The 24,619-nt window shown below is 57.2% G+C and carries 20 protein-coding genes and 1 pseudogene; 9 read left to right on the top strand and 12 right to left on the bottom strand.

Translation table 11 applies throughout. The features are described from left to right. The 3 genes and pseudogenes from D3227_RS29425 to D3227_RS29435 form a co-directional block, all read right to left on the bottom strand. Window positions 1-202 (bottom strand): annotated as a pseudogene (locus D3227_RS29425) (IS66 family transposase); the annotation flags it as partial. Window positions 203-249: 47 nt separating this feature from the next. After that, on the bottom strand, window positions 250-1,062 hold the full coding sequence (locus D3227_RS29430; RefSeq protein WP_245451919.1) for a glycosyltransferase: 813 nt from the start codon (window positions 1,060-1,062) through the stop codon (window positions 250-252). Beyond that, window positions 1,059-2,183, bottom strand: coding sequence for a glycosyltransferase family 4 protein (locus tag D3227_RS29435; protein WP_120017737.1), 1,125 nt, complete (start codon window positions 2,181-2,183; stop codon window positions 1,059-1,061). Before D3227_RS29435 ends, D3227_RS29430 begins: the two co-directional genes overlap by 4 nt. 145 nt (window positions 2,184-2,328) lie before the next feature. Here D3227_RS29435 and D3227_RS29440 point away from each other — a divergent pair, with 145 nt between their 5' ends. The 5 genes from D3227_RS29440 to D3227_RS44450 all read left to right on the top strand — a co-directional run bounded on the left by D3227_RS29440 (window position 2,329) and on the right by D3227_RS44450 (window position 7,680). After that, the gene (locus D3227_RS29440; RefSeq protein WP_245451920.1) at window positions 2,329-3,399 is read left to right on the top strand and encodes a glycosyltransferase family 2 protein; all 1,071 of its coding nucleotides are present in this window, start codon (window positions 2,329-2,331) and stop codon (window positions 3,397-3,399) included. A 4-nt stretch (window positions 3,400-3,403) separates the two neighbouring features. Then, window positions 3,404-4,045 (top strand): class I SAM-dependent methyltransferase, encoded by a 642-nt coding sequence (locus tag D3227_RS29445; protein ID WP_120017739.1) that lies wholly within the window; start codon window positions 3,404-3,406, stop codon window positions 4,043-4,045. Beyond that, entirely contained in the window at window positions 4,021-4,914 is an 894-nt protein-coding gene (locus tag D3227_RS29450) for a hypothetical protein (protein ID WP_245451921.1), read from the top strand. Before D3227_RS29445 ends, D3227_RS29450 begins: the two co-directional genes overlap by 25 nt. Then, window positions 4,911-6,683 (top strand): hypothetical protein, encoded by a 1,773-nt coding sequence (locus tag D3227_RS29455; RefSeq protein WP_120017741.1) that lies wholly within the window; start codon window positions 4,911-4,913, stop codon window positions 6,681-6,683. The genes D3227_RS29450 and D3227_RS29455 overlap by 4 nt, the downstream gene beginning before the upstream one ends. Before the next feature lie 223 nt (window positions 6,684-6,906). Beyond that, window positions 6,907-7,680 carry a class I SAM-dependent methyltransferase gene (locus tag D3227_RS44450; protein ID WP_425374564.1) on the top strand — a complete coding sequence of 258 codons (774 nt, stop codon included), beginning with the start codon at window positions 6,907-6,909 and terminating at the stop codon, window positions 7,678-7,680. A 35-nt stretch (window positions 7,681-7,715) separates the two neighbouring features. Here the strand turns inward: D3227_RS44450 and D3227_RS29465 are convergent, their stop codons facing one another. From D3227_RS29465 to D3227_RS29505, 9 genes are read right to left on the bottom strand one after another with little or no spacing between them, the layout of a single operon-like run. Further along, the gene (locus D3227_RS29465) at window positions 7,716-11,354 is read right to left on the bottom strand and encodes a glycosyltransferase (RefSeq protein ID WP_120017743.1); all 3,639 of its coding nucleotides are present in this window, start codon (window positions 11,352-11,354) and stop codon (window positions 7,716-7,718) included. Further along, the gene (locus D3227_RS29470) at window positions 11,354-12,754 is read right to left on the bottom strand and encodes an FkbM family methyltransferase (protein WP_120017744.1); all 1,401 of its coding nucleotides are present in this window, start codon (window positions 12,752-12,754) and stop codon (window positions 11,354-11,356) included. The genes D3227_RS29465 and D3227_RS29470 overlap by 1 nt, the downstream gene beginning before the upstream one ends. Continuing rightward, window positions 12,754-13,614, bottom strand: coding sequence for an FkbM family methyltransferase (locus D3227_RS29475; protein WP_120017745.1), 861 nt, complete (start codon window positions 13,612-13,614; stop codon window positions 12,754-12,756). Before D3227_RS29475 ends, D3227_RS29470 begins: the two co-directional genes overlap by 1 nt. Further along, window positions 13,611-14,846: an ABC transporter ATP-binding protein gene (locus D3227_RS29480; RefSeq protein WP_120017746.1), complete on the bottom strand. Its 1,236-nt coding sequence runs from the start codon at window positions 14,844-14,846 to the stop codon at window positions 13,611-13,613. The genes D3227_RS29475 and D3227_RS29480 overlap by 4 nt, the downstream gene beginning before the upstream one ends. 2 nt (window positions 14,847-14,848) lie before the next feature. Next, window positions 14,849-15,634 (bottom strand): ABC transporter permease, encoded by a 786-nt coding sequence (locus D3227_RS29485; protein WP_120017747.1) that lies wholly within the window; start codon window positions 15,632-15,634, stop codon window positions 14,849-14,851. A 33-nt stretch (window positions 15,635-15,667) separates the two neighbouring features. After that, window positions 15,668-16,624, bottom strand: coding sequence for a GDP-mannose 4,6-dehydratase (locus tag D3227_RS29490; protein ID WP_120017748.1), 957 nt, complete (start codon window positions 16,622-16,624; stop codon window positions 15,668-15,670). 26 nt (window positions 16,625-16,650) lie between these two features. Then, window positions 16,651-17,637: a GDP-mannose 4,6-dehydratase gene (gene gmd / locus D3227_RS29495; protein ID WP_120017749.1), complete on the bottom strand. Its 987-nt coding sequence runs from the start codon at window positions 17,635-17,637 to the stop codon at window positions 16,651-16,653. A 53-nt stretch (window positions 17,638-17,690) separates the two neighbouring features. After that, complete coding sequence (locus D3227_RS29500) at window positions 17,691-19,106, bottom strand: mannose-1-phosphate guanylyltransferase/mannose-6-phosphate isomerase (RefSeq protein WP_120017750.1); 1,416 nt, start codon at window positions 19,104-19,106, stop codon at window positions 17,691-17,693. Further along, window positions 19,103-20,530, bottom strand: a complete 1,428-nt coding sequence (locus D3227_RS29505) for a phosphomannomutase (RefSeq protein ID WP_120017779.1) — start codon at window positions 20,528-20,530, stop codon at window positions 19,103-19,105. Before D3227_RS29505 ends, D3227_RS29500 begins: the two co-directional genes overlap by 4 nt. Window positions 20,531-21,087: 557 nt before the next feature. Here D3227_RS29505 and rfbA point away from each other — a divergent pair. Genes rfbA through rfbD form a run of 4 tightly spaced genes read left to right on the top strand, consistent with a single transcriptional unit; the run spans window position 21,088 to window position 24,567 of the window. After that, the gene (rfbA, locus tag D3227_RS29515; RefSeq protein ID WP_120017751.1) at window positions 21,088-21,969 is read left to right on the top strand and encodes a glucose-1-phosphate thymidylyltransferase RfbA; all 882 of its coding nucleotides are present in this window, start codon (window positions 21,088-21,090) and stop codon (window positions 21,967-21,969) included. Then, a complete protein-coding gene (rfbC, locus tag D3227_RS29520) occupies window positions 21,970-22,524 on the top strand; it encodes a dTDP-4-dehydrorhamnose 3,5-epimerase (protein ID WP_120017752.1) in 555 nt (184 codons plus the stop codon). Window positions 22,525-22,549: 25 nt separating this feature from the next. Next, window positions 22,550-23,632: a dTDP-glucose 4,6-dehydratase gene (rfbB, locus tag D3227_RS29525; protein ID WP_120017753.1), complete on the top strand. Its 1,083-nt coding sequence runs from the start codon at window positions 22,550-22,552 to the stop codon at window positions 23,630-23,632. Next, window positions 23,629-24,567, top strand: coding sequence for a dTDP-4-dehydrorhamnose reductase (rfbD, locus tag D3227_RS29530; RefSeq protein WP_120017754.1), 939 nt, complete (start codon window positions 23,629-23,631; stop codon window positions 24,565-24,567). The genes rfbB and rfbD overlap by 4 nt, the downstream gene beginning before the upstream one ends. Window positions 24,568-24,619 lie beyond the last annotated feature (52 nt).

Raw genomic sequence — 24,619 nt, forward strand, 5'->3', positions numbered from 1 at the left:
GATCGGCATCCTCACTCATGGCGCGGCTGTGACCTTTATGACCCGCCTTAGCGCCGCCAGGCTTTGCCCTGTCCCGACGCGCCTTGCGATCGCTCGAAGGTGGCTTGGACGACGTGCGCGATGTCTTCTCTGGCCGCTGTATCCGCAGCACCAGATCGATCAACTCTTCCTTCGTCAGACGCTGCAAATCAGTGCGATCCATATCCCCATAGATTCAGGGATTCTTGCCCCTGACAAGGGCGTGAGTAATTACGGGAAAACGAACCCGAGGCAGTTGTGGAGCAGCGCCATCTTGCGCGGCTCGGTCACCTCGCCAAGAAAGATCACATTGTCACGGCGCAGTGTCTCAGCCTGGAGCTTGAGTTGCCGTTCAATCGGCCCGGATCCGGCGATGACGATCTTGCTTCGCACCTGGTCGGCAGCCTGGATCAGGATATCCAGTCCCTTGTAGTAGCGCAGGACACCGACGAACAGCACGAACGGTTCCGGGATCATCGATCGGCACCAGTCGTTGTCGGCTTCGGTTGGCGCAGGATAGGCGTCTTCGTCGATGCCAATGGGAATGACTTTCGACTTTGCCTTGAATGCCCTGAGAACCGGGCTCGATTCCAGGTAGTCGGGCGATGTCGCCACGATCGCATCGACATCCCTGAGGAAGCGCGTCATCAGCGGTCGGTAAAAGGGCAGGATGAGCTTCTGCTTGACGATGTCGGAATGATAGGTGACGAGCGTCGGCTTGCCGTGACCGGACTGAAAATGGACTACGTCCATGAGCGGCCATGGAAAATGATAATGGATCAGGTCGGCTGTCTTCGCTAGCGCGGCGAATTTCCGGAAAACGTCGCGAGAAAACCCGGTCGACGCCAGCTCGAAATCCAATTTGGCTTTTCGGGCTAAATGTCCGTCGAGGTGTTGAGTGGCCTCTTCGGGCGTCCGGCTCAGCGAAAGCACTTCGGTTTCGATGCCATGGCGGGCCGTGCTTTGGGCGATGGCGTGTATTGTCCGCTCTACGCCGCCAAAGGAATCCGGCCAGTATGTCTTGAAGAAGTGCAGGACTTTCAAGCGAGGGTCTTTCGTCTTTGCTCGATGGCCCGTTCAAAAATATGAAGCATGCCCTTGGCGTGATTCTCCCAGGTGAAGCGTTCCGCGTTTTTGCGCGCTCCGGCCGCGATCTTCTGGCGCAATTGCGCATCGACGCAGAGCTGATCGAATGCGCCGGCGATTGCCTCGGGGCTGCCCGGGTCGACAAGAATGGCACTGTCGCCGGCGACTTCCGGCATCGACGATGTGTTCGATGTCAGAACCGGCTTGCCGAAAGACTGCGCCTCGACGATCGGAAAGCCGAAGCCTTCATAGAGCGACGGCATCGCCAGAAAAAGACAATTCGAATAGAGCGTGGCAAGCTTTGCGTCGTCGACGAACCCGGTGAAGATAATATTTTTTTCGAGCCCGCCGAGACGCACATCATCGGCTAGGCTCGTTTGCTTCCAGCCGCTGCCGCCGACGATGACCAGGTCGCAGCCCGACCGGGTGCTTGCCGGCAGCAGGCCGTAGGCCTTTATCAGATTGCGCAGGTTCTTTCTTGGCTCGAGCGTGCCGACAAAAAGCGCATAGGGCCTGGTGATGCCGAGATGCTCCAGGCTTGAAAAACTGCCCGGAGCGGGCAGGGGGGACGTGCCGGGGGCAATCGTCTTGATCGGCGATCTCAGCCAGGGAAACTCTGTCGTCAGCGCGGTTGCCATGGCAGTCGAATCCGTCGCCACGACGTCGGCTTTTCGCAAAGCAGGTTTCATCAGCAGGCGTTCGCCGACCCAGGTCCGGACGCGCATGGTTTCCGGCGCGTGCATCCAGACAAGATCGTGGATTGTGACCACGCGAGCTATCCGGTCATCCAGGATAAGGGGCAGGCGGTGCGCCGGGCCCCACAAGACCTCCACCTCGTCGCGCGCGGCCCAGGAAGGCAGCACGGCTTGCCCCCACAGCGCGCGCGCAGGCAGCGCCTTGAAGCTGCCTGTTCGCAAGGCTACGTCGCGCGGGAACTCATAGTTGGCGTTGATCTCAGCGGGAGCGTAGACCAACACCTCGGCGCCGAGCGCCGAAAGTGCTTTGATCGACTTGTGAACGAACCTGCCGATCCCGTCAGTGGCTGATCCCAGGTTCCTGCCGTCGATCCCGATTCTCAACCTTTTTCTCCAGAAGTGGATTTAAGCAAAGGATTCCGGACTTTTGTAGGGTGAGGCAGGCAAGCGCTTCGATGCGTGATCGGCCTTCAAAAGTAACCTATCACGCGTTTCGCCAACTCGGGAATTCGTAGTGGGAAAGACTGTGTTGCGCCGGGAAAACCGCTTGCACCTTAGCCTGATGATGGTAGATGCACGGAAGTGTCAGACCTCCCTATTTCGAGAGAGAAAGCTGCTGCCAAAACTGTTTATCCAGATTCCTTGCTATAACGAAGCGGAAACGCTCGCGATAGCGCTGAATGATCTGCCGCGGACCGTCACTGGCTTTGACAGCGTCGAGTGGTTGGTCATCGACGACGGAAGCAGCGACGAAACGGTCAGGGTCGCCGAGGAAAACGGCGTCGACCATATTGTGCGTCATACAAGCAATCGTGGTCTTGCCTACGCCTTCATGACGGGTGTCGAAGCCTGTCTCGCACGCGGCGCAGATGTCATCGTCAACACCGATGCCGACAACCAGTATCAGGCAGCCGACATTCCGGCCCTGACCAGGCCGGTTCTGGAGGGGCGTGCGGATATGGTCATCGGCGCCCGGCCGATATCGGAAATAGAGCATTTTTCCCCGGTCAAGAAGCTTCTGCAGAAGCTCGGCAGCTGGGTGGTTAGGGTCAGCAGCGGCACCGATGTACAGGACGCGCCGAGTGGATTTCGCGCCATCTCGCGAAACGCGGCCCAACGGCTGATCGTGTTCAACAGCTACACCTATACGCTGGAAACCATTATCCAGGCCGGCCGCAAGAACATGCGCGTGGTTTCGGTGCCGATCCGCGTCAACGGCGATCTGCGGCCGTCGAGGCTGGTCAAGAGCATTCCTTCCTACCTCAAGCGCTCGATCTTCACCATCGTTCGCATCTTCGTCATCTACCAGCCGGCGCGGTTCTTCGGCGCGCTCGCGGCTCTTTTGTTCGGCCTTGGTTTTCTGATCGGCCTGCGCTTCCTCTATTTCTTTCTGACTGGAGAAGGCAGCGGCCACGTACAGTCGGTGATCCTGGCGGGTGTGCTCATGTCGATGGGCTTCCAGACCTTTCTGGTCGCCTTTCTGGCCGATGTGATAGCGGCCAACCGCAAGCTTCTTGAAGATATTCGCTATACGCAGCGTGCGACGCAGGGAGAGGCCGTCAAATACCCTCCCGCCCTGACCAGCAGGAAAGCAGGATAAGCGGATGAGGGTAGCTCGCGGACAGGCAGAGGACGGCATTGTCATAGGCAACACCTATGACAAATACGGCACGCGAAACCCGATCGCCCGCCGGATGGTCGAGGGCTTCGAAAGCGCACTGTCCGGTCTGGTGGCAAAGGTGAATCCATCCACCATCCACGAGGTCGGCTGCGGGGAAGGGTACTGGGTCATGAGCTGGCTTGGCCAATCCATCGACGCGCGCGGCACGGACTTCTCGACGCAAGTCATAGGCATGGCAAAGGAGAACGCCAGCGGGCGCGGTATGGACCCTGGGCGTTTTGCAGTCCGCAGCATTTATGAAGTGACGCCGGAACGCGACAGCGCCGATCTCATCGTATGTTGCGAGGTGATGGAGCATCTCGAGGAGCCGCAAAAGGCGTTCCAAGCCCTGCAACGCATCGTAACGTCGGACCTTATCCTCAGCGTGCCGCGGGAGCCGCTTTGGCGCGTGCTCAACCTGGCGCGCGGGAAGTATATTTCGGCCCTGGGAAACACGCCCGGTCATCTGCAGCACTGGTCGCAGCGCGGAATCGTCTCGCTGGCCTCGCAGTTTTTCGATGTGGCTGAGATACTGTCGCCGCTGCCGTGGACCATGTTGCATTGCAAGTCGATGAAAAGAGGCTGACGATGGCGCTCGGCCCGGGCGCCAGGACCTGGCTCAATCGCATGGGAACTCTCTTGGGATTGGCTGGCGTCGTCTTCGTGGGGACTAGGCTCCACGTCTATGCCGGCGAGATCGATTTCCGCCGAATGGGGGCCGGCGGCTACGTCGCAATCGCAGTCCTGGCCGGCCTGTATGGCGCGTCGAACCTGTTGCTGGCTCTCGGCTGGCGGCGGCTCCTGGCTCATCTTGGGGTTCCGGTTTCCTACTCTTGGGCGGTCCGCGCCTATGCAATTTCGCAACTCGCCAAATATGTCCCCGGCAACATCTTCCAGTTCGCGGGGCGGCAAGCCATTGGGCTGTCGGCTGGAATCGGCAACGCTCCGCTTGCTAAGTCGACGGCTCTTGAACTGGCTCTTCTCGTCGTAGGTGGGGCTCTCTTTTTAACGCTTCTGTTGCCCCTGATTGCGGCCGGCATTCCGGACTGGGTCGGTTGGATTTCTTTTGGCGCGGCAGTGGCTGTCGCGCTTTGGTTGGCCACCATTCTAGGCGCGAACTTCGGCGTGGCTGCTGTTTTCTACATCGCCTTTCTGATGTTCTCTGGTCTGGTTTTTGCGGGAGCTTATGATCTCGCCGGCGGTTCCGGCGATTTCGCGCTCTATCCGGCAATTGCTGGCGCCTACGTGCTGGCGTGGCTCGTGGGGCTTGTGACTCCAGGTGCCCCCGCCGGCATCGGTGTCAGGGAGGCCGTCCTGCTTTTCTTGCTTGGCGGGCTCAGCCCAGGCCCGATCATACTGCTGGCGGTGGTGATCGGACGGACGATCACTGTTCTGGGCGATCTTCTCTTTTTTGCTGGCGGGCAGATCGCCGGCCGACCTTTGGACAATCAATGAACGAGACTGACGGGACCACATTCTACAAGACAAGCCTTCGTCTACTTGCGGCGGCTGCGCTACTTATCGTGCTATTTGTGAATGGCGCACTTCCCGGCTTTATGGTGCCTACGACAGGCCAAGCCATCTGGACATTGGGTTTCGCGCAGTCCTTCGCCAATGGTTTCTCGATTTATGCGACAAATTTTGGCTTGCCGGCCCCTGCTGCAATCTCATTCGGACTTGCTGCGGCCTTGCCAACCGCACTTTTTCTAAAGATCGGCGTCCCACCGGCCGACGCATATGCACTGGCATTCGCGCTATGGTTCACCGTTGCATTTTACGGCGCGTACGGGTTTGTGCGCCTTATCGGAGGCAGGGGCGGGATTTCGCTTCTGTGCGCCCTGCTATGGCTCACGCTACCCGTCATATGGCAGCACGCAGATTATTCCATGGTATCCCTCGGATTCGCGCTTTTGCCGGCGTATTTCTACGCGGCATTGCGGTTGGTGCGCTACGAGCGAAATCTGCCATCATCCATCTTGTTCTTCGCAGCCACTCTGTCCGCAGCCTTCATGGATGGCTATAGCTTCATGATGTTTGCCTCGGGAGTGGCAATTTTGCTCCTCGTTAGTTTTGCGATCAGTTCGACTGAACGCAAGGAAATATTGTATAAATGTTTTCCAGTCACAGGAGCGGCATTTGCAATTTCTTATTTATTGTACACGGCCTACATCGGAAAGACGAGGTTTGAGGCGGAGGATTTAGATTTTTTCCGAGCGTTCGGGTCAAATATAGAATTCTTTTTCGTTCCTACTCAGGGGGGGCTATGGCTTCCTGATTTTGTCGGCCTCAGTGCTGTTCGCCAGGAGATCAACTATTTCGGCGATGGCTCAGTATTTAACGCCTCGTTCGCATTGGTGTTAATCATAGCTGCGATCTATGCCTTGGCGACTAGGTCATCCGACGTCAGGTTGAAGGTTGCATTCCTGCTTGTCGGCTTGTGCGGTTTCTATATGGCTTTGGGACCATCGTTCAAATGGAATGTGCTTAGGCCTGAGGGCGACTTCGGCCCCTTGATGCCTCTCCAGTACGCACCGTGGCGGACTGGGACGGAACTCCTTTCGACATATGTCCCTGGGTTTAACAACATGCGGGCCAGTTATCGTTGGGTGGCGCTTGGCATGTTTGGAGCATGGGCACTGCTCGCTCTGCATGTGGCAAGTCATCGCGTGCAGTCGGGTACTACAATTGCAATCATTTTGGCTGGTATCGCTTTCAACATGCCGACGCGTGCCGTTATTGCGGCTAACGTTCAAGCCCGAGAGACGACCGTCGAGATCGATCGCTACGTTGAAAGTCTGCGGCCAATCTTTCGGCCGGGGGAAAGGGTCGCCTTTGTGCCGTTTCGAAACGATTTTTTTGCCAACTATATGGCTAGCAAATTAGATATTCGGACGTACAACATTGGTGGTGACAAGAACCTTGCTGTCGCGATGGCCGGTTGGCCTGACACAATGCTTGCCTTTGAGCCCGGTAAGGCAGGACCTGAGTTCGGAAAGAAAGTTTTGCGGCTGCTCACGGAGCAAGACGCCGAGGTCGCAGCGATCCCATACATGGATCTGTTGTGGGCTGCGCATCAATGGCCGCGGGCGACTGAGTACTTCGATGAGATGCAACCCTATGTAGACGCGATCCAATCGTCGGGGGTGGTCGACATCATACGCAGTGAGAACTTCGCTTTTGTTCGTCTCAAGCCCGCGCCTCCTGTCTCTCCACCGATGCCATAAGCATAGTAGCATCCACCTTCGGATTCAGACGAGCGCCGGCGTTGCCTCTTGGAGTTCTGAAGATGTTGCGAAGCAAGACCCCCTATGCAAGGGATTGTCGCCCGACTGCGCGAAAAGGCAAACTTAGGGGGACGGAATGAACTGGCATCCTAAATCTTGGTGGTCAAAGCAGCCCCGTCAAATACCACTGGATGGCCCGACCCTGAAAGGTCCCGTGTGGCAGATGTGCACGGCGGCACAATTCGAAGAGGATGCGTACACTGAGGCATCGCAGGCCCTCTTCCTTCCAGCAGGGGTGAAGCACAGGAAACTATGGGAATGGGCCTACATCCGCTCTGCCCTGCTTTCTCACTTCGGGTCCCTTGAGGGCAAGCGCGGTCTTGGTTTCGGAGTGGGCCGTGAGCCTCTAGTAGCAAACTTCGCAGGCGCGGGGGCCTCAATTGTCGCCACGGATCTGGGCGGAGAAGAGGCGGCTGCTGCGGGGTGGATAGAAACTGATCAACATGCTGCGTCCCTCGAAGCACTTCGCTATCCGGGGCACTGCCCAGCCGACCTGTTTAGCCAACGTGTCGCATTTCGTGCTGTCGATATGAACGCAATACCAGTCGACCTTGTGGGCTTCGACTTCCTTTGGTCAAGCTGCAGCTTGGAACATCTAGGCAGTCTGCAGCATGGAATGTCTTTCATAGAGAACTCAATGAGGTGTTTGCGCCCTGGCGGGTTGGCAGTACACACAACGGAATTTAATGTCTCATCGAACGGCGCAACCATGGAGAGCCCGACCCTCTCTATCTATCGTCGCCGCGACATCGAGGCGCTCGCTACGTCGCTTACATCCAAAGGTCATAGCGTCCCCGCCATAAACTTTTCCCCTGGCGATCAGCCGCTGGACCTGCATATCGACTTGCCCCCGTACTCTTCAGACCGGCACCTAAAGCTCCGTGTGGCGAAGTTTGATACCACCTCGTTTGGAATGAACATATGTGCGGCGCGCTAAACTAATTGTTGGCAACCTTGAGCTGGTCCTCCAGTTCATGAACCAAGCCAACTGTCGTGATGGTGCTTGTTGTGAAGTGCCTTGAGCATCCCCTCCAGCCGCGCCGACAAGCGTTCTTGTTGGTGCGCCGCGCGCCAACGCTCCGCATCACTGGCTTTCTGTTTGGCCGAGTTAGAATTCGTGGAAAGCTCGCCGAGAAGGTTTCGAATTCCGAGCGAGATCGAGGCGGGATCGTGACCAGGCAATTCAAATACCGCCTCACGCACGTCATCGAAAATTGGGAGCGGAGTAACGGCCACCGGCCGCTTCGCCGCAATTCCATGACGAACGGCCGCACTTGAGGATTCGCCAGTATTCTCGTACGGAAAAACAATTAGATCCGAGTCGGCCAAAAGTGCGAGGCTTTCTTGGTCATCCAGGAACTTGGTATGAAGTTCCACGTGCTGATCCAGTCCCAAGTCGTTGATCAATTCCCGTGCTTGATCAATGAGCTGGCGCGATTGTGGATTGGCGTACTCTGCATTCACCATCCGGAGTTTCACATCGACACCATTCTTTCTAAGTAGCCCTACAGCTCGGATAAGAGTGTGAAGCCCTTTGTGTGGCAGGAAAAATCCATATGAGGCGAGGACATACGACCGACTGGAAGCGCGATGAGACTTATGGCGTGTAGCCCCTTCGGACATCTCGATCAGCCCGTGCGGAAACAGTGTGACATTGTCGACTAAGCCAACGTCCTTTAGACGGTTCATGTCGTCTACAGAATGAACGAGAATTCTATGGCAGCATGACAAAGCTTCAGAGATGAACATAAGTTTCTTATCGGGAGTCAAAGAATTATCATGAGTTGAGTGAAGTACAACAACAACGATCATTCCACTCGCAATTTGCTCGTTGATGAATCTTGAAAATTCGGCAAATTCAAAAAAAGCATAGTTAAATTGAACAACGAGTACATCTATCCTATTCTCTTGGGCTGCCCTGGATACTTCGTCCAAATTTCCGCCTTCTGACCAGCAGCGAATTATGTTTTCGCCTGGAGCATTGATGGCTGAATCGATCGTGCCGAAGATGATTGGCATCTTCGAGAATTCCGCCAGTAGGTGCTCCGAGTATCCTGCAATACCGCAGGTTTTTTTCCACGTGGACATCCACCCGATCGAGGGCTCCGTCCGCTTTGTCCCCGCTAAGGATCGGCCAGCACCTTCCACGAGCCGTTGAGCAACTCCTGCCCATCGAAATTCGCGTAGGAGTTTGTTCCGGCCGAGGGCGGCACGGTGCCTCAGTTCTTCCTTCGGAAATTCGAAGGCGCCGCGCATCGTATCGGCCAAATGATGAATATCCGCAGTGGCCCAAACGGAATCACTCAAGCCGAAATGCGTTTGTGTTCGTTCGAATTGATAGTCGACCAGCCAAGCTATTTCCGGTTTGCAAAAATCAAGTTGCCCGCCCCAGGCCGTCGTAATCACGGGGAGCCCTGACATCATGGCCTCGGCCATAGGCAGCCCAAACCCCTCGGCGCGACTTGGGGCTACCAGCACGTCGCAGGCTTCATACAGCGCCTTTAGACGCGAGTTATCAAAATCCTCGATGATTATTTCAACTCTCGGAAAGTCAGTGCGATCGCCAACCGCCTCTCGAAGCCAGCGGTCAATCTCATTGTGCGGATTTGGGAACGTCTTTATGATCAGGACGACATTGTCGCGGGGCGAAAAGGCTCGACCGTAGGCCTTCAACAACAGATCTGCGCCTTTCCTAGGAAAGCAAGATGAGACGTGTAGAAACTTGAAGCCTGTCTGTGGCAGCCGAAATGTCGGATCGGCGACGATACGATCCCAATGATCTATACCGCACCCTGAAACCGATAGTGGCACTATGACGCCGTGATCGATTAGGATTTTTTCCACATGAGGCGATAGACACGTGATCGCCTGCAAATGTCTGTTGAACTTTTCGACCCATTCAAGAGGGAAGCCCGATTCCTCCCAAGCATAGTGGTGAAGCATGTTGATGGGGCTTGCCATGTCGTCGACACGTGGCGGATAGAGAATTCGGCTGGTTACGTCGGCATCGCGTTGGCCGAGTTCTTGGGATCGAATCCACATCGCATTGAGATCCGGATTCTGGCCCAGGTAATGTGGGTTTGGCGGGAAGTCACCCGGTCCTTCTGTCGAGAACAATGCAACATCGTGACCCAATTCCGCTAGCGCGCGCGCCGTTTCGCGATTGAGTAGCGCCAAACTATAGCTGCTGTCGAACGGTCCTTCGACGCGCCACTTTAGCTTCTTCGACAAATCGAAAGATGATTCACGCCTTTTTGTCTCTCGGAAACTGACCTCTATAGCTTCTGCAGTAGACAAAAGGTCCTCGTCCGTAGCGCCGTCTACCGACGCAATTGAGTCGATCAAAGCCCGATATTCAGCGTTAGTCCCAACCCCACCCGCGGCTCGGACTGAATGACTCGATACGGTCTCGAATGCTTTGATCGCTTTTTCCGCAGATTGATCCCAGGAAAATAAGCGCGCACGCTCCAATCCGCGCTGTGATAGCTCCGCGCGAAACTCGTCGTCAGTGAGAGCGGCCAGCATCTTGTCGGCAATGGACCGTTCATCCATCGGGTCGAAGAGTGCTTTATCCCAACCTACCACTTCCGGAATACTGGTTGTTCCTGCGGCGATCGTTGGCGCACCGCATTTCATCGCCTCCAGAGCGGGCAGGCCGAACCCCTCGTGCCAAGACGGAAATACAAAGAGCCGGCAACTATTGTAAAGCTCAACAAGGTCGTGATCGCTCACATATCCAAAAAGTCGGAAATCTGCGTCGTTTAGGCCTAAAGATTTAGCTTTCGCTTTTATTTGTATTGCAGGTATTTCTCCAATTTTTCCAACGATACCCAAGACGTGACGGCGACGGACGTCCGGCGGAAGGTTAGCAAAGGCGCCAAGCAAACGATCAATATTCTTACGGAAATCGATGCCGCCAGTATACAGGATCAACTCTCGATTTAAGGAAAATTTCCTAGCCGCTTCCCTCCTATCGAAATGAGGAATTGGTCTGAATTCGTCTGAGGTGGATCCTGATATATTGAACACATTATTCTTATTTAGTGAAAGAAGAGAAACAGCCTCTTCGGCCGTATAATCGGATATAGCCAAGCATATATCAGATCTCTTAAGGTAATCTATCTTCTCAAGGTAGAATTTCTCCGAAGGTGTGCCGGACGGAAGGTACATATCTCTATAAATAAAGGGGATTAAGTCATACAGAGTAGTGGCTATAAGAGACGATCTTGGAAGCTGGCCTATGCTTGAAGCAGAATGATCGCTGAAACCCTCAAACAGGCTGCTGATGTGGACAACGTCCGCGTGGAGTGACTCGGTGAAGGCTTCAAATATCTTTTCGCTGGCTGACTTTCGCCATCCGATATCATACCAGTCGTCGCCGAGGCGGCGATCGGGGCCGTTCCAGACGTGAAAAGAGTGAAGCGGCGCCACATTGCTTAGAGAGTCAAATATAAGGTCAACCGTTTCCGGCATGTTTCCGTTCAGGACAAAGCACACCTCATGATGCCCACGGTTTCGATAGATGGCCTCTGCAAGGGATATGGTATAGCGGCCAATCCCACGAAATCGGCTTTCGGTTTGCGCTCCCTGGAGATCTAGGGCTATACGCATCAGATTTCTCTTCTTCTTTTTGAATACTGTTCAAGGTCCAGGAGAATTCTGTTAATGTCAGAAGAAGTCAATATCCGTTTGTCGACGTTGGAATTGGTCCTGGACCGATATAAATGGTGTTTAGAGGAAGTCGGAGAGGAGAAAAACGTGTTGCGTGAGCGATTCTCAGATAAAATTTTTGCGATAGTGAAATCGCGGAAGCGATTGAATAAGGTGGGGTAGCGCCTCATCTGTTGAGATAAGAAACTCTTCAATCGTGGCCGCAATATAACAAATTTTATTGCATGAATAACAAGAGAGTCCCTTCTTGATTTAAAGTTACTAAAATTTGCGCTAGCAATAGCGCGTCTCGATATTCTACCAATTCGGCGATAGGGGCCCGTAAGTTTCCATGATCTGCTCTTATAAATTTCTTCAATTCGCTTCCGGTGAGTTTCGGAATGTAGCCACCATTCGTGAGAGCGCGATTTTTCTAGCCACAACTCATATTTCAAGTCTGATATAGAGTTGCTGTTTTCCAATGCGTTGGAAACGAGGCGAGCGATTTCAGTATCCCGCGCCTCAATAGCAGCTTGTTTATCAGCCAGCTGCTTCGTGGCTGCGGCATCTGCGTCGGCTATGCGTTGGTGGAGGCGAGCAATTTCGGCATCACGCTCCTCGACGGAAGCTTGTTTAACAGTCAATTCCTGCCGCATCGGAGCAAGCATATCAGATCTGCTGAAAGCCGAAAAAACGAACTGATCGAAATGGTTCGGCCCCGGTCCGAATGAATCTTTCAGCTCCGGATGTTCTTCGCTGACATAAAAGCGATTCAAACCGTCGAAATAGACGAATTCATAACCGCGCGCTGTGAGATGGGGTTGCCATTCGCTATGACTCTTTTCCGTCGAAAGCGGCAAGGTGCTTTCCACTACCACGATCCACGGGCGCACCGCGGAAGTCCCCCAGCTTTCAATGACTGCAGTTTCCATGCCCTCGACATCGATCTTGAGCCAGTGAACCTCCCTCTCGACGTAACTGTCCAAGAGGCTCTGAAGGCTAACGAGCGGAACAGGTCGCTCCTTCATTTCGAATCCAGCCTCGACATGCTGCTTGGCAATGGCAGGGTCCCCGGTGCTGAGGCCCGTTCCTGGAAATTCATGAAGAGTTAGGAGGCCTGTGTCCGTACCGATTGCTGCCTCGATCACTTCCTCGTCCGGTCGCGCATCGCGAATTTTGGCGGCATAGGTGGGTGTAGGCTCAACGTGTACTCCGCGCCAGCCTTGCTCGTAAAAGGAGAGACTTACGGAACTCTCAACCGGATCCTGGGCCCCGATGTCTATATAGAAGCCGTGCTCAACGGATTTGAGGGCGCGCCACAGTATGACGTCTTCGAAATTCTGCGCGTATGAGGTGATCATCAGAGTTCAGGAAACAGTGAGGAATGAGCTTTGTTCAGCGACACAGGCGGGAGTTCGATGCGCCGATCTTCGGGAAAGAAACTCGCCGCGATCAATCCATCGCCGCTGTAAGACTGCTGCACGTCATGCTCGGCCAGGATGATGGCTCCCAACTCCAGCAACGCTTGCCTGCAATCAGCATGCGTGGTTCGCGAGCCGGATATGCTGCTGTGGTGAGTCGACACGATCACAAATCGCAACTGGTTGCGCTGCGCCGCTGATGCCATCGAGCGAATGAAGGGCAACTCTGCTCCCTGTACGTCTAGATGCAGGACTTCGATGGTCCGCTCGTTGGCCAATTTGGACACCGCAGCCATATCGAAACAAGGCAACGATCGAATCTGTCCGTCTGATTCGCAACGCAATTCCAAGCTTTCGAGCGGCTGACCCCCGACACAGCCATTGTGAAAGCTGATTCGATTTTCCAATTGGTTCAGGCTCGCATTGTCCCGCCCCAATTGAAGATTGTTCGGGTCTGGTTCGATGCAGATCGCCGAAGCATTGGCAATTTCATGCAAGTACCACAGCGTATAGTAGCACCAGAAAGCGCCCACCTCCACGACCAGCGAATTGTGGCGCACGTAGCGCAGGATATGGTGAAAGACCAATTCTTCCTGCGGCTCATGATGCCCCTGCAGCGCGCGAATGATCTGCGCCATCCAGTCGCCATGATATCCGCCCGCCTTTACCCGTATGCCATTGTGCATGATCTGGATCGGGCCGTTGGGTGTATCCAGAATGCGACCAGCATCCGGCACTTTCGCTATGCCGGCACAGTCCATGCAACTGCTCGTCATTATGGCTCGTTCCAGTTCGTTCATGCACCAACCCCACGGATGACGAACCGCGCGTCAAGCGCGGATGTCCCGATGAAAAACGGTTGGGTCGCATTTATCACATCGAACACCAGCGCATTGTCCTGCCACTCATAGTTGTCTTCGAGATGCGTGTCCGAACTGGCAAGCGAGGGTGAGAAGGAATATGAGCCTTGGCCCAAGGTGCATGTGAAGGGCAGCTGAAATTCAATCTCTTCGCCTGCTTTCACGTTCTGGAGGGCCTGCTGCGTGTGCCAAGTGTTTGTACCCCAGACGATATGGCCGGTGCGGTCACGCAGCATAAAGCCGAGCACCAGGCGGGACACATCAGTCTCGGCTTTTGCCACCAGTCTTAGCACCAGGGACTGCCCTATGCTGGCGACCTTGACCGGTTCGCCGCTCTCGGCATCGAGAAGTTCCAGCGTTGACGCCTTGACCTGAAATGTCCCCGACCTGGTGAACGCCCAGCCGTCTTTTTCCCGCCGCTGCTCCACTTTCAGCTTCTCGTTCTCCTTAGTCGCGATCATGGCGTTGTAATAGTCGACCACCTCATCGGGCGACCCGTCTTTGAGCACATGGCCTTTGTCCAGCAGGATCACCCTGTCGCACAGTGATCTGACGTCGCCCAGGCTGTGGGTGACGAGAATGATCGACGTGCCCGCTGCCTTGAAGCTGCGTATCCGGTCGAAGCTCTTATGCTGGAAATAGCTATCGCCAACCGAAAGCACCTCGTCGACGATCAGCACCTCCGGCCGTTCGGCGGTGGCAAGCGCAAAAGCCAAGCGCGCCTGCATACCGCTCGAATAGGTTCGAACCGGCTGGTCGAAGAACTCACCGATTTCGGCGAAATCCTCGATATGCGGCATGAGTTCGGCTAGGCGCGCTTGTGAAAGGCCCATCAGCCCGCCGGCATGGTAGGCGTTCTGCCGTCCGGTAAATTCGGGATTGAAGCCGAGTCCGAGTTCCAGGATGGCGCTGATACGACCGCCGACATGCGCCGTGCCCTCGGTCGGCCGCACGGTGCCGGTGATCAGCTTCAAAAGGGTGCTCTTGCCGGCGCCGTTCTGCCCGATCAGCCCGAGCGCCTCTCCGGCCGCCAATGAGAACGAGATATCCTTGACCGGCCAGAATTCGTCGGTGGGCTTGACCGGCGCGCCGAACCAACCCGCAAATCTCTCGAGGCTGCTCGCATAGTTTGCATAGCGTTTCGACAGGTGACTGACGGAAAGCACGGTCATGGCTACAACACGTCGATGAGTTCAGGGCTTGCGCGACGAAAGAAAATCATCGCGAAGGTCACGCTCAGGAGCCCCAAGACCGCCGGCATGACCAAGCTTTCCGGGTTCGGCCAGCGGTTGAACAACAGCGCATCCTGATACAGCGCCACCAACGGCGCAACCGGATTGAGACCGATCACAAAACTGTACTTTTCAGGCAGTACATTGGCCGGGTAGACAATTGGCGTCAGCCAGTACCAGAGCTGCAGCATGATCGTCATCACCTGCGCGATGTCTCGGATGAACACGTTCATCACCCCGAGGATGACGCCGAGACCGAAGCCGATCGCCGCAATCAGGACGATCCCAATCGGCAGCAGGATCAACGCGCGGCCCGGAATATGTCCCAGGAAGATGAAGATGATGAACAGGGCGACGAGCAGCAGCAGATGATTGATCAACGCCGTGCCCCCCACGATCACGGGCAGGCACAGACGCGGAAAGGCGATCTTCTTCATCACCGATGCCTGCTCGATGAAGACCGTCATGCTGCGAGTGAGAATCTCGCTGAACAAATTCCACGCGGCCATGCCGGACAGAAGATAGATCGGATAGGCTGCTGGGCTGTCCGTATCCGGAAGCCGAGCCTTGAGAACTTCCGAAAGGACAATCGAGAAGATAAGCGCCTGTGCAAGTGGATGAAGGATGAACCAAAGGCCGCCCAGGCGTGAGCGCACGAAACGTCCCTTCAGCTCGCCTCTGATGGAGGAAATTATAAAATGGCGATACTGCCATAAGCTTCGGAACATGTGCTCGGTCCTTTGCGCCCTGCCGCGACGGAGTCAGCGGGCGTTACATAGCCGGTGCCAATATCCGAAAACTTCGGCGATTGTCTGCTCGAATGGCACCAAAGGCTGCCAATTCAGCTTGGCGCGCGCCTTTGACGCATCACCCCAGGCAACAGGGATGTCGTTGGAGCGGAATTTTTCCGGATCGGCACGGACTTCGATGTCGATGCCCGACTGCGCAATAAGCGCATCCAGGATATCCCGGATCTTCCGCGGCTGTCCGGATGCCAAGTTGTAAACATGGTCCGGCCCGGCATCCAGATCGAGAATCGCGGAACTCGCATATGCGCGCACCACGTCGCGAACATCCAGGAAATCGCGCTCGGCTTCAAGATTTCCTACGTGAATGATCGGTTCGCTTTTGCCGGACACGATCTCGGCGATCTGGCGTGCGAAGTTGGAGACCACGTAGGTATCGGACTGACCAGGGCCGGTGTGATTGAACGGGCGAAAGCGGACAGCGCGCAGACCGTCATATGCCATTTGCCCGATCATCAGGTCTGCGGCCGCCTTGGTGGCGCCGTAGACGTTCATCGGCCGAAGCGGCGCGCTTTCCGTCACCGGGCCGGCTACGTTGAGGAACGAAGCGCCATAGGCCTCCGAACTCCCAACGTAAATGAACCGTGCCGTCGGCGCGTGTCGCAGCACAGATTCGGCAAGATTCATCGTTCCCGTAACATTGACGTTCCAGGCGTGTCGTGGCGCGTTGCGTGCATCGGAAGGTGCGGCGACCGCTGCCAAATGGATAAGCGCAGTCGGCTGTACCTCGCGGACGGCGGTGTCAACCGCTTCCCGGTCCAGCAGGTCGATTGCGTTTTGTTGCTCTTTGCCGTGACCAAGCGCGAACACCTTGCAGTCGCCGTGGTCCCGTTCCAGCAGCTGCAACAGTGCCGAGCCGACGAACCCGCTTGCCCCGGTTATGAGGATGCGATGCGTGAACCTATCGACCATAACGCAAATGCGGCTTTCTGCTCAACTCAGCCTCTCGACGGGTTGGTATGGCGTTCGAGGTCGGCGTCCACCATCTCACGGATCATCTCTTCCAGCGAGATCGTCGCTTCCCAGCCCAGCTTCTGCTTTGCCTTTGCCGGGTTGCCAAGCAGAATTTCCACTTCCGCCGGCCTGAACAATGCAGGATCGATGACGAGGTGATCCTCGATGTTGAGCCCGACATGGTCGAAGGCAATGCGGCACATGTCGCGCACGGTTGTTGTCCTGCCCGTGGCAATGACATAGTCGTCTGGCTGGTCCTGCTGCACCATCAGCCACATGGCGCGGACATAGTCCTTCGAGTGGCCCCAGTCGCGCTTGGCGTCGATATTGCCGAGCCGCAACTCCTTGGACATGCCCTTCTTGATGCGCGCAACCGCATCCGTGACCTTGCGGGTCACGAACTCGATGCCGCGAAGCGGTGATTCGTGATTGAACAGGATGCCGCTCGAGGCATGCAGGCCAAAACTCTCGCGATAGTTGATGGTGATCCAATGGCCGTAGAGTTTCGCCACAGCATAAGGCGAGCGGGGATGGAAGGGGGTGGTTTCCGACTGCATCGGCTCCTGGATAAGACCATACATCTCCGACGATGAGGCTTGATAGAAGCGCGCCTCTGGGGCTTCGAGCCGGAGAGCCTCCAGGACATTGGTCACGCCTATGCCGGTAACGTTGCCCGTCAGGATCGGCTGCTGCCATGATGATTTGACGAAGGATTGGGCCGCGAGATTGTAGACTTCGTCCGGCCTTATGTCGCGCATGGTTCGAGCCAGGCCGGACAGATCCGTCAGGTTTCCATCAACGATCCGGACGTCCTTCTCGATGCCAAGCCATTTCAGGCGCGTGGTGTTGACGTCTGCGGTGCTCGATCGCCGCGCCAATCCGTGGACTTCATAGCCCTTGGAGAGCAGCAGCTCAGCCAGGTAGGCGCCGTCCTGCCCGGTAACGCCGGTTATCAGTGCTTTCTTTGTCATCAATTCTCTCGATTGTGTCTGATGATTGCCCCGCCCCAGCCCAGAATGAATTGTCAGGTGCGACCGTATACGTCGTCGAACCGCACGATGTCATCCTCGCCTAGATACTCGCCGCTTTGGACCTCGATCATCACCAAGCCGATATTGCCGGGATTCTCCAGCCGATGCTTGTGGCCGCACGGGATATAGGTGGATTGGTTGGTGGTCAGGAGCAATTCCTGGTCCCCGTTGACTATCTTCGCCGTGCCGCTGACCACGACCCAGTGCTCCGAACGATGATAGTGCATTTGCAGGCTCAAGCGCCCACCCGGCTTCACCTCGATGCGTTTGATCTTGAAGCGTTCGCCTTCCTCCAGGACCGTGTAAGTGCCCCACGGTCGGTGCACGGTGCTGTGAAGCAAATGCGCCTCATGTCCGGAAGCCTTGAGGGACTCGAACAACTTCTTGACGTCCTGAACGCGGTCGCGGGACGCCACGAGCAAGGCATCCGGAGAATCCACGATCACCAGGTCGCTGATGCCGACCGTGCCGATGACGCGTTTGCCCGAACTTATGTAGCTGCCCGTGGTGTCCACCATGCGAACGTCGCCGCGAATTCTGTTCCCGCTCTCGTCGGGGGCGACCAGTTCGGCCATCGCGTTCCACGATCCAATGTCGTTCCATTCCATGTCACAGGGGACGACCGCCAGGTTTTGGGCCTTTTCCATCACCGCGTGGTCGAGCGAAATACGCGGAGCCAAGGCGAAATGTTCTGATGAGAGTTCGATGTTCGCAAAGCCTTCGCCATGGCTGACGCGACCGTCCTCGTAACTGGCGAGAACGGCCTCGATCACGGCAGGACAATGCGAAGCCATTTCATCAAGCATGACCTGCGCTCTGAAGCAGAAGATGCCGGCGTTCCAGAAGAAGCGCTTGGACGCGACATAGGCCTTGGCCGTCTCGATATCCGGTTTTTCGACGAAGCGGACAACTTTTTCGCCGTCTGCCTCGATATAGCCGAATGCCGTGTCCGGCCGGGTCGGGTTTATGCCCAGGGTTGCGATACGTCCTTGTTTCGCATGTTCGATGGCCCTGGCCATGACGCTTAGAAATGCCGGCACGTTCCCGATCATGTGATCGGCGGGAAAGATGCACAGAATGGCGTCGGGACCTTGCGTTGCCTTGGCGTGGATCGTGGCCGCTGCCACAGCGGCGGCAGTATCGCGCCCCTCTGGTTCAAGCAGAAAGGTGCGCGGCAGGATGACTGATTCCAGCTCGTCGAAATCGTCTTTCGTGAGGAAAATGTGTTCCCTGGACGTCACGGTGACAAGCTCGACGACATCCGGGATCGAGGCAGCGCGCAACACAGTATGCTGTATGAGCGAATGTCCGTCCGCCACCTTGAGGAAGGGTTTGGGATGCGACTGCCGGGAGGCCGGCCATAGTCGCGAACCAGCTCCACCGCTGATGATGACCGGAACAACTTTCATGGAACGACCTCAGTGTCCGTGGACGCGGTTGCCCGCAGCTTCTCCAGTGTCTGCGCTACGAGCGCAGTCGCCCTGTCGAAGTCCGCGGCCTCCGAATAGCAGCGCAATTCCGGCGCATTTCCGGACGGCCGCAAGTGTATGATCTCGCCTGTATGCATCCGCGCCCTGATGCCGTCGGTTTCATCGACGTCGGCAACAGTGCCAAACGGGGCTAGAAACTGCTGAAGCGAATCCAAGCTCGCGAGCTGGCGCATCAGTTTGCGGGAGCTCTCAAGCGGAAAGTTCTCGAGACGTTCGCTCGCGCAGAATGGAAGCTTCCACTTCTCGCGTAGGCGGGACAGGGGTCTTTTTGTCGATGCCACGGTGCCGAGCACGGCCAGGATCGGGAGGATGGCGTCCCGTGTCGGCAGCGCCGCCAATGTCTTCCCATTCAGCCGGCAATCCGTCCCCAGGAGAACGCCGCCATTAGCCTCAAAGCCGACGACAATCTTGCCCTCGCGGTACGACGCTTCCATGGCTTCGATGACAAATGGGGACCCGACCTTCGTTCTCACCACCTCAAAACCCAGAGCACCTGAAATACCCGAATTGGAGGTCACCGGCGTGACGACAGTATCTGCGGCTACGAAAAGAGCCGTGGCGAGCCCGATCAGGTCGCCCCGAAATAGATCACCGTTGTCGTCGGTGATAAGGGGGCGATCGGCATCGGCGTCCGTGGACACAATGGCATCGAGCTTGAACTCGTGAGCCCAACCCTTCAGCTTCGCAAGCGTGGCCTTATCCACGGCTTCGGTGTCGACGGGCACGAAGGTTTCAGTTTTGCCGACGGGAACTACATCGGCCCCGTAGGATTGAAGAACCTCCACCAGCAGCTCCGCTGCGACCGAACTGTGCTGATAGACGCCGAGCCTCATATCGGAAAGAGCGCCCGGCTCCAATATCTCATTGGCGCGGTCTCGATAGGCCGCGACCGCCTTGTCATGACAAACCGGCCACGTTCCGCGAGCAGGCGGCCAAGGGTACACATTTGACCGTTCGGCGACATAGTTCGTGATCGCTGCCTCGTCCGCTTTGTCGATCTCACCTTTCAGGCCATAAAACTTGATACCGTTGCGATCTGCAGGGATATGCGAACCCGTCACCATGAGGGCCGCGGCCCTGTACTTCCGGGCATACAGAGCGAGGGCAGGCGTAGGGATGGTGCCGCAATCCATGGGCCGAAACCCGCTTGCGACCAAGGCTGCCATGCAGTCGTCGGCAATTGCTTGACTGCTATCGCGCCGATCTCGGCCTACGAAGACCTGACCATTCGGCTGAAATCCACTAGAAACCAAACGTCGAGCAAAGGCTTCGGTATAAAGTCCGCTTGGCTTTCCAACCAATTCCGAAGCCAAACCTCGGACGCCGCTTGACCCGAATTTCATCATTCTGCTTTTGCCGTTGGAAAGTCGGGCTGCTACTTATTGGAGTGAGCCCGCCTGTCAACAGGCAAAATGGCTTCGAAATCTACATCCTTCCTAATATCCCCATACCGCCATCCCATTGCCGGCCGGATCGACGAAATGGAACTGCCGGCCTCCTGGGAACGAAAAAGATCGGCCTGACGATCGTACCGCCGGCATTTTTCGACGGCATCCAGGGTCTCTTCCAGATCTCGGAATCAAGCACGGGCAGCAGCTTGGCGGGCGCTTCCGCGGCGTCCGCCTGAAAGCCTCCGTCGAGCCCCGGAAATAGGTCAGCCCGCCATCGGTGAACCACCATGAAAAGGCAGCTGTAGAACGCCTTGAACCTGTCCAATGTCGCACCCGTTGCCGGCTGGCCGCCAGTGCTCCTGGATCGCCAATGGCTTGTAACATCGGATGGAATCCATTAGAGCAGCCGCCATTCGTCTCTGCCAAATGCCCGGCCGCTGGGCCTTTCCTGTGCTACCTTGACTGGACTGCGGGAGGCTGGCTGACTTGGGTAACTCAAGGAGATTAGGTTGAAGGGGATTATCCTTGCTGGAGGCAGCGGAACCCGCCTTTATCCCATAACATTAGCGATATCTAAGCAAATCCTTCCGATACATGACAAGCCGATGATCTACTATCCGCTGAGCGTATTGATGCTCGCCGGAATCCGCCAGATCCTGATCATTTCAACGCCTCGCGACTTGCCGATATTTCGCGATTTGCTCGGCGACGGTTCCGAGTTCGGGCTCGACTTCTCCTATGCAGAGCAGCCGCATCCCAACGGCCTTGCCGAAGCCTTCATCATCGGCCGCGACTTCATCGGCAAGGACAGCGTGTCGATGATCCTTGGCGACAACATCTATTTCGGCGAAGGGCTGTCGCAGCTCTGCCGCACGGCGGCAGCCCGCGATAGCGGCGCGTCGGTGTTCGCCTACCATGTCGACGATCCGGAGCGCTATGGCGTGGTGTCGTTCGACAAGCTCACCGGCACCGCTCTGACGATCGAGGAAAAGCCGCAGAAGCCAAAATCCAACTGGGCCGTCACTGGCCTTTATTTCTTTGACAATGACGTCGTCGATATCGCCTCGACGATCCGACCCTCGGAGCGCGGCGAGCTCGAGATCACGGCGGTCAACAATGTCTATCTCGAACGCGGGCACCTGCACGTCCATCAGCTCGGCCGCGGCTATGCCTGGCTTGACACCGGCACCCATGACAGCCTGCATGAGGCCTCATCCTTCGTGCGAACCATCGAACATCGCCAGGGCATCAAGGTCGCCTGCCCGGAGGAGATCGCCTTCGAACAGGGCTGGCTGACGGCGGACAAGGTGCTGCAGCGCGCCGCCCGCCTCGGAAAGAACGAATATGCCGCCTATCTGCGCAGGCGCGTCACCGAACTGACGGAGAACTAGGTGCTGGAGGTAAGGCAACTCGGTCTCGACGGCGTGCTGGAGATCGTACCGAAGCGGCACGGCGACGCGCGCGGTTTTTTTGTCGAAACCTGGAATGCCGAGCGCTTCGCCGAGGCCGGCATCGACCTGCGCTTCGTGCAGGACAATCATGCTTATTCCGCCGCCGCGGGCGTGGTGAGGGGTTTGCACTACCAGCTTCCGCCGCGTGCCCAGGACAAGCTGCTTCGCGTCATCAAAGGCAAGATCCTCGACGTCGCGGTCGACATCCGCCGCGGCTCGAAAAGCTTCGGAAAATGGGTCGCCCTCGAAGTCTCGGCCGAGAAGGGCAACCAGATCCTGGTGCCGAAAGGCTTCGCCCACGGCTTCATCACGCTCGTGCCGGACACCGAGGTTCTCTACAAGGTGACCGATACCTATTCGCCCGGGCATGACCGGTCGATCCGTTTCGACGACGCCGCGATCGGCATTGAATGGCCGGCGATATCGGGCGGGTTCCAGCTTTCGGACAAGGACCTCAAGGCGCCGCTGCTTGCTGGCGCGGAGGTGTTCCCGTGAGAACTGTTCGCGTAAGGAGGGCGGCATGAATTTCCTGGTGACTGGCGGCGCCGGCTTCATCGGCTCGGCCGTGTGCCGGCATTTGTGTGCCAATCCGGCCTACCGGGTGACCAATCTCGACAAGCTCACCTACGCCGGCAACCTCGCCTCGTTGCGGCCGATCGAGAACGCGCACAATTACCGCTTCGAGCAGGCCGACATTTGCGACGAGCGGGCGGTGCTCGACATATTGCGCCGCGACGACATCGACATCGTCATGAACCTCGCCGCCGAGAGCCATGTCGACCGCTCGATCGACGGTCCGGGCACCTTCATCGAGACCAACATCGTCGGCACCTACCGGATACTGAATACGACCCTGGAATACTGGCGCGGCCTGCCGGAGGACCGCAAGACCAGCTTCCGCTTCCATCATGTCTCGACCGACGAGGTGTTCGGCGATCTTCCCTTCGACGGCGGCATGTTCGTCGAGGAGACGCCCTATGCGCCGTCCTCGCCATACTCCGCCTCCAAGGCGGCCTCGGACCATCTGGTGCGGGCCTGGTACGAGACCTATGGCCTGCCGGTCGTGCTTTCCAACTGCTCGAACAATTACGGGCCCTATCACTTTCCCGAAAAGCTCATTCCGCTGGTCATTCTGAACGCGCTCGACGAAAAGCCGCTGCCGGTCTACGGCGCCGGCGCCAATGTGCGCGACTGGCTGTTCGTCGAGGATCACGCGCGCGCGCTCGAGCTTGTCGCGACAAAGGGGCAAGCGGGCGAGAGCTACAATGTTGGCGGCAATTCCGAGCGCACCAATCTGAGCGTCGTCGAGACCATTTGCGATCTTCTCGACCTGAGAAGGCCGCGCGCTGGCGGCAAGCGCTACCGCGACCTGATCTCCTTCGTCACCGACCGCCCCGGCCACGACCGCCGCTATGCCATCGACGCCTCCAAGATCAGCCGCGATCTCGGCTGGTCGCCAAAGGAGAATTTCGACAGCGGCCTGGCAAGGACGGTCGACTGGTTCCTCGACAACAAATGGTGGTGGGGACCGATTCGCGAGCAGCGCTATGCCGGTGAGCGGCTGGGCCAGAGCCCGCTTGAAGACAGGCAGGGCGCCGCATGAGGCTTGTCGTCACCGGGCGCGAGGGCCAGGTCGCTGCCAGCCTGCTGGAGGCCGGACGAGTGCTGGCGGGTATCGACGTCGTCGCCGTCGGCCGGCCGCAGCTCGATCTGGCGCGGCCCGAGACGGTGTTCAAGGCGCTCGAAGCATCGAGGCCCGACATCATCGTCTCTGCAGCGGCCTACACCGCCGTCGACCAGGCGGAAGACGAGGCGGACCTTGCTTTTGCTGTGAATGCCGAAGGCGCCGGCGCGGTCGCCGAAGCCGCCGCGCGGCTCGGCGTTCCCGTCATCCATCTGTCGACCGACTATGTCTTCGACGGCACCAAGGACAGCGCCTATGTGGAGACCGACCCTACCGCGCCGCTCGGCGTCTACGGCGCCTCCAAGCTCGCCGGCGAATTGGCGGTGGCGGCAGCCAATCCGCACCATCTGATCCTGCGCACGGCCTGGGTCTACAGCCCCTTCGGCAAGAATTTCGTCAAGACCATACTCGGGCTAGCCGCTGATCGCGACGAGATGAAAGTGGTGGCCGATCAGTGGGGAAATCCGACGTCGGCGCTGGATATCGCCGCTGCTATCCTGCATGCCGCCGCCATGCTCGATCGCGACAAGGGTTTTGACGCCTGCGGCGTCTACCATCTGGCAGGGACGGGCGAGACCAATTGGAGCGGCTTTGCCCGCCATATCCTGGATATCAGCCGGGTGCTTGGGGGGCCGCATGCGCGAATACGCGACATCGCCACCGAGGACTATTCGACCAAGGCGCGGCGCCCCTGCAATTCGCGCCTGTCGACTGTGAAATTCAGGAGCGCATTCGCTTGGCAAGCCCCGGATTGGCGCATCTCCACGCAAAGGACGGTATCTCGACTGTTGGCCAAGGAAACAGTAATTTTGGCAGGTCCTTCGCAGACTCGGAATTGCAGCAGCGATCGCTAATGTATTATGCCCGCTCGCCAGTCTAGCAGGGTTCGTGCGCGCAAAACAATTG

Source organism: Mesorhizobium waimense (assembly GCF_003601975.1).
Classification (GTDB): Bacteria; Pseudomonadota; Alphaproteobacteria; order Rhizobiales; family Rhizobiaceae; genus Mesorhizobium; species Mesorhizobium waimense.

Excerpts from the sequence above, each read along its gene's own strand:
- D3227_RS29445 (WP_120017739.1), top strand. The coding sequence starts at position 3,404 with ATGAGGGTAGCTCGCGGACAGGCAGAGGACGGCATTGTCATAGGCAAC.
- D3227_RS29455 (WP_120017741.1), top strand. The coding sequence starts at position 4,911 with ATGAACGAGACTGACGGGACCACATTCTACAAGACAAGCCTTCGTCTA.
- D3227_RS44450 (WP_425374564.1), top strand. The coding sequence starts at position 6,907 with ATGTGCACGGCGGCACAATTCGAAGAGGATGCGTACACTGAGGCATCG.
- D3227_RS29465 (WP_120017743.1), bottom strand. The coding sequence starts at position 11,354 with ATGCGTATAGCCCTAGATCTCCAGGGAGCGCAAACCGAAAGCCGATTT.
- D3227_RS29470 (WP_120017744.1), bottom strand. The coding sequence starts at position 12,754 with ATGATCACCTCATACGCGCAGAATTTCGAAGACGTCATACTGTGGCGC.
- D3227_RS29475 (WP_120017745.1), bottom strand. The coding sequence starts at position 13,614 with ATGAACGAACTGGAACGAGCCATAATGACGAGCAGTTGCATGGACTGT.
- D3227_RS29480 (WP_120017746.1), bottom strand. The coding sequence starts at position 14,846 with ATGACCGTGCTTTCCGTCAGTCACCTGTCGAAACGCTATGCAAACTAT.
- D3227_RS29485 (WP_120017747.1), bottom strand. The coding sequence starts at position 15,634 with ATGTTCCGAAGCTTATGGCAGTATCGCCATTTTATAATTTCCTCCATC.
- D3227_RS29490 (WP_120017748.1), bottom strand. The coding sequence starts at position 16,624 with ATGGTCGATAGGTTCACGCATCGCATCCTCATAACCGGGGCAAGCGGG.
- gmd (WP_120017749.1), bottom strand. The coding sequence starts at position 17,637 with ATGACAAAGAAAGCACTGATAACCGGCGTTACCGGGCAGGACGGCGCC.
- D3227_RS29500 (WP_120017750.1), bottom strand. The coding sequence starts at position 19,106 with ATGAAAGTTGTTCCGGTCATCATCAGCGGTGGAGCTGGTTCGCGACTA.
- D3227_RS29505 (WP_120017779.1), bottom strand. The coding sequence starts at position 20,530 with ATGAAATTCGGGTCAAGCGGCGTCCGAGGTTTGGCTTCGGAATTGGTT.
- rfbB (WP_120017753.1), top strand. The coding sequence starts at position 22,550 with ATGAATTTCCTGGTGACTGGCGGCGCCGGCTTCATCGGCTCGGCCGTG.
- rfbD (WP_120017754.1), top strand. The coding sequence starts at position 23,629 with ATGAGGCTTGTCGTCACCGGGCGCGAGGGCCAGGTCGCTGCCAGCCTG.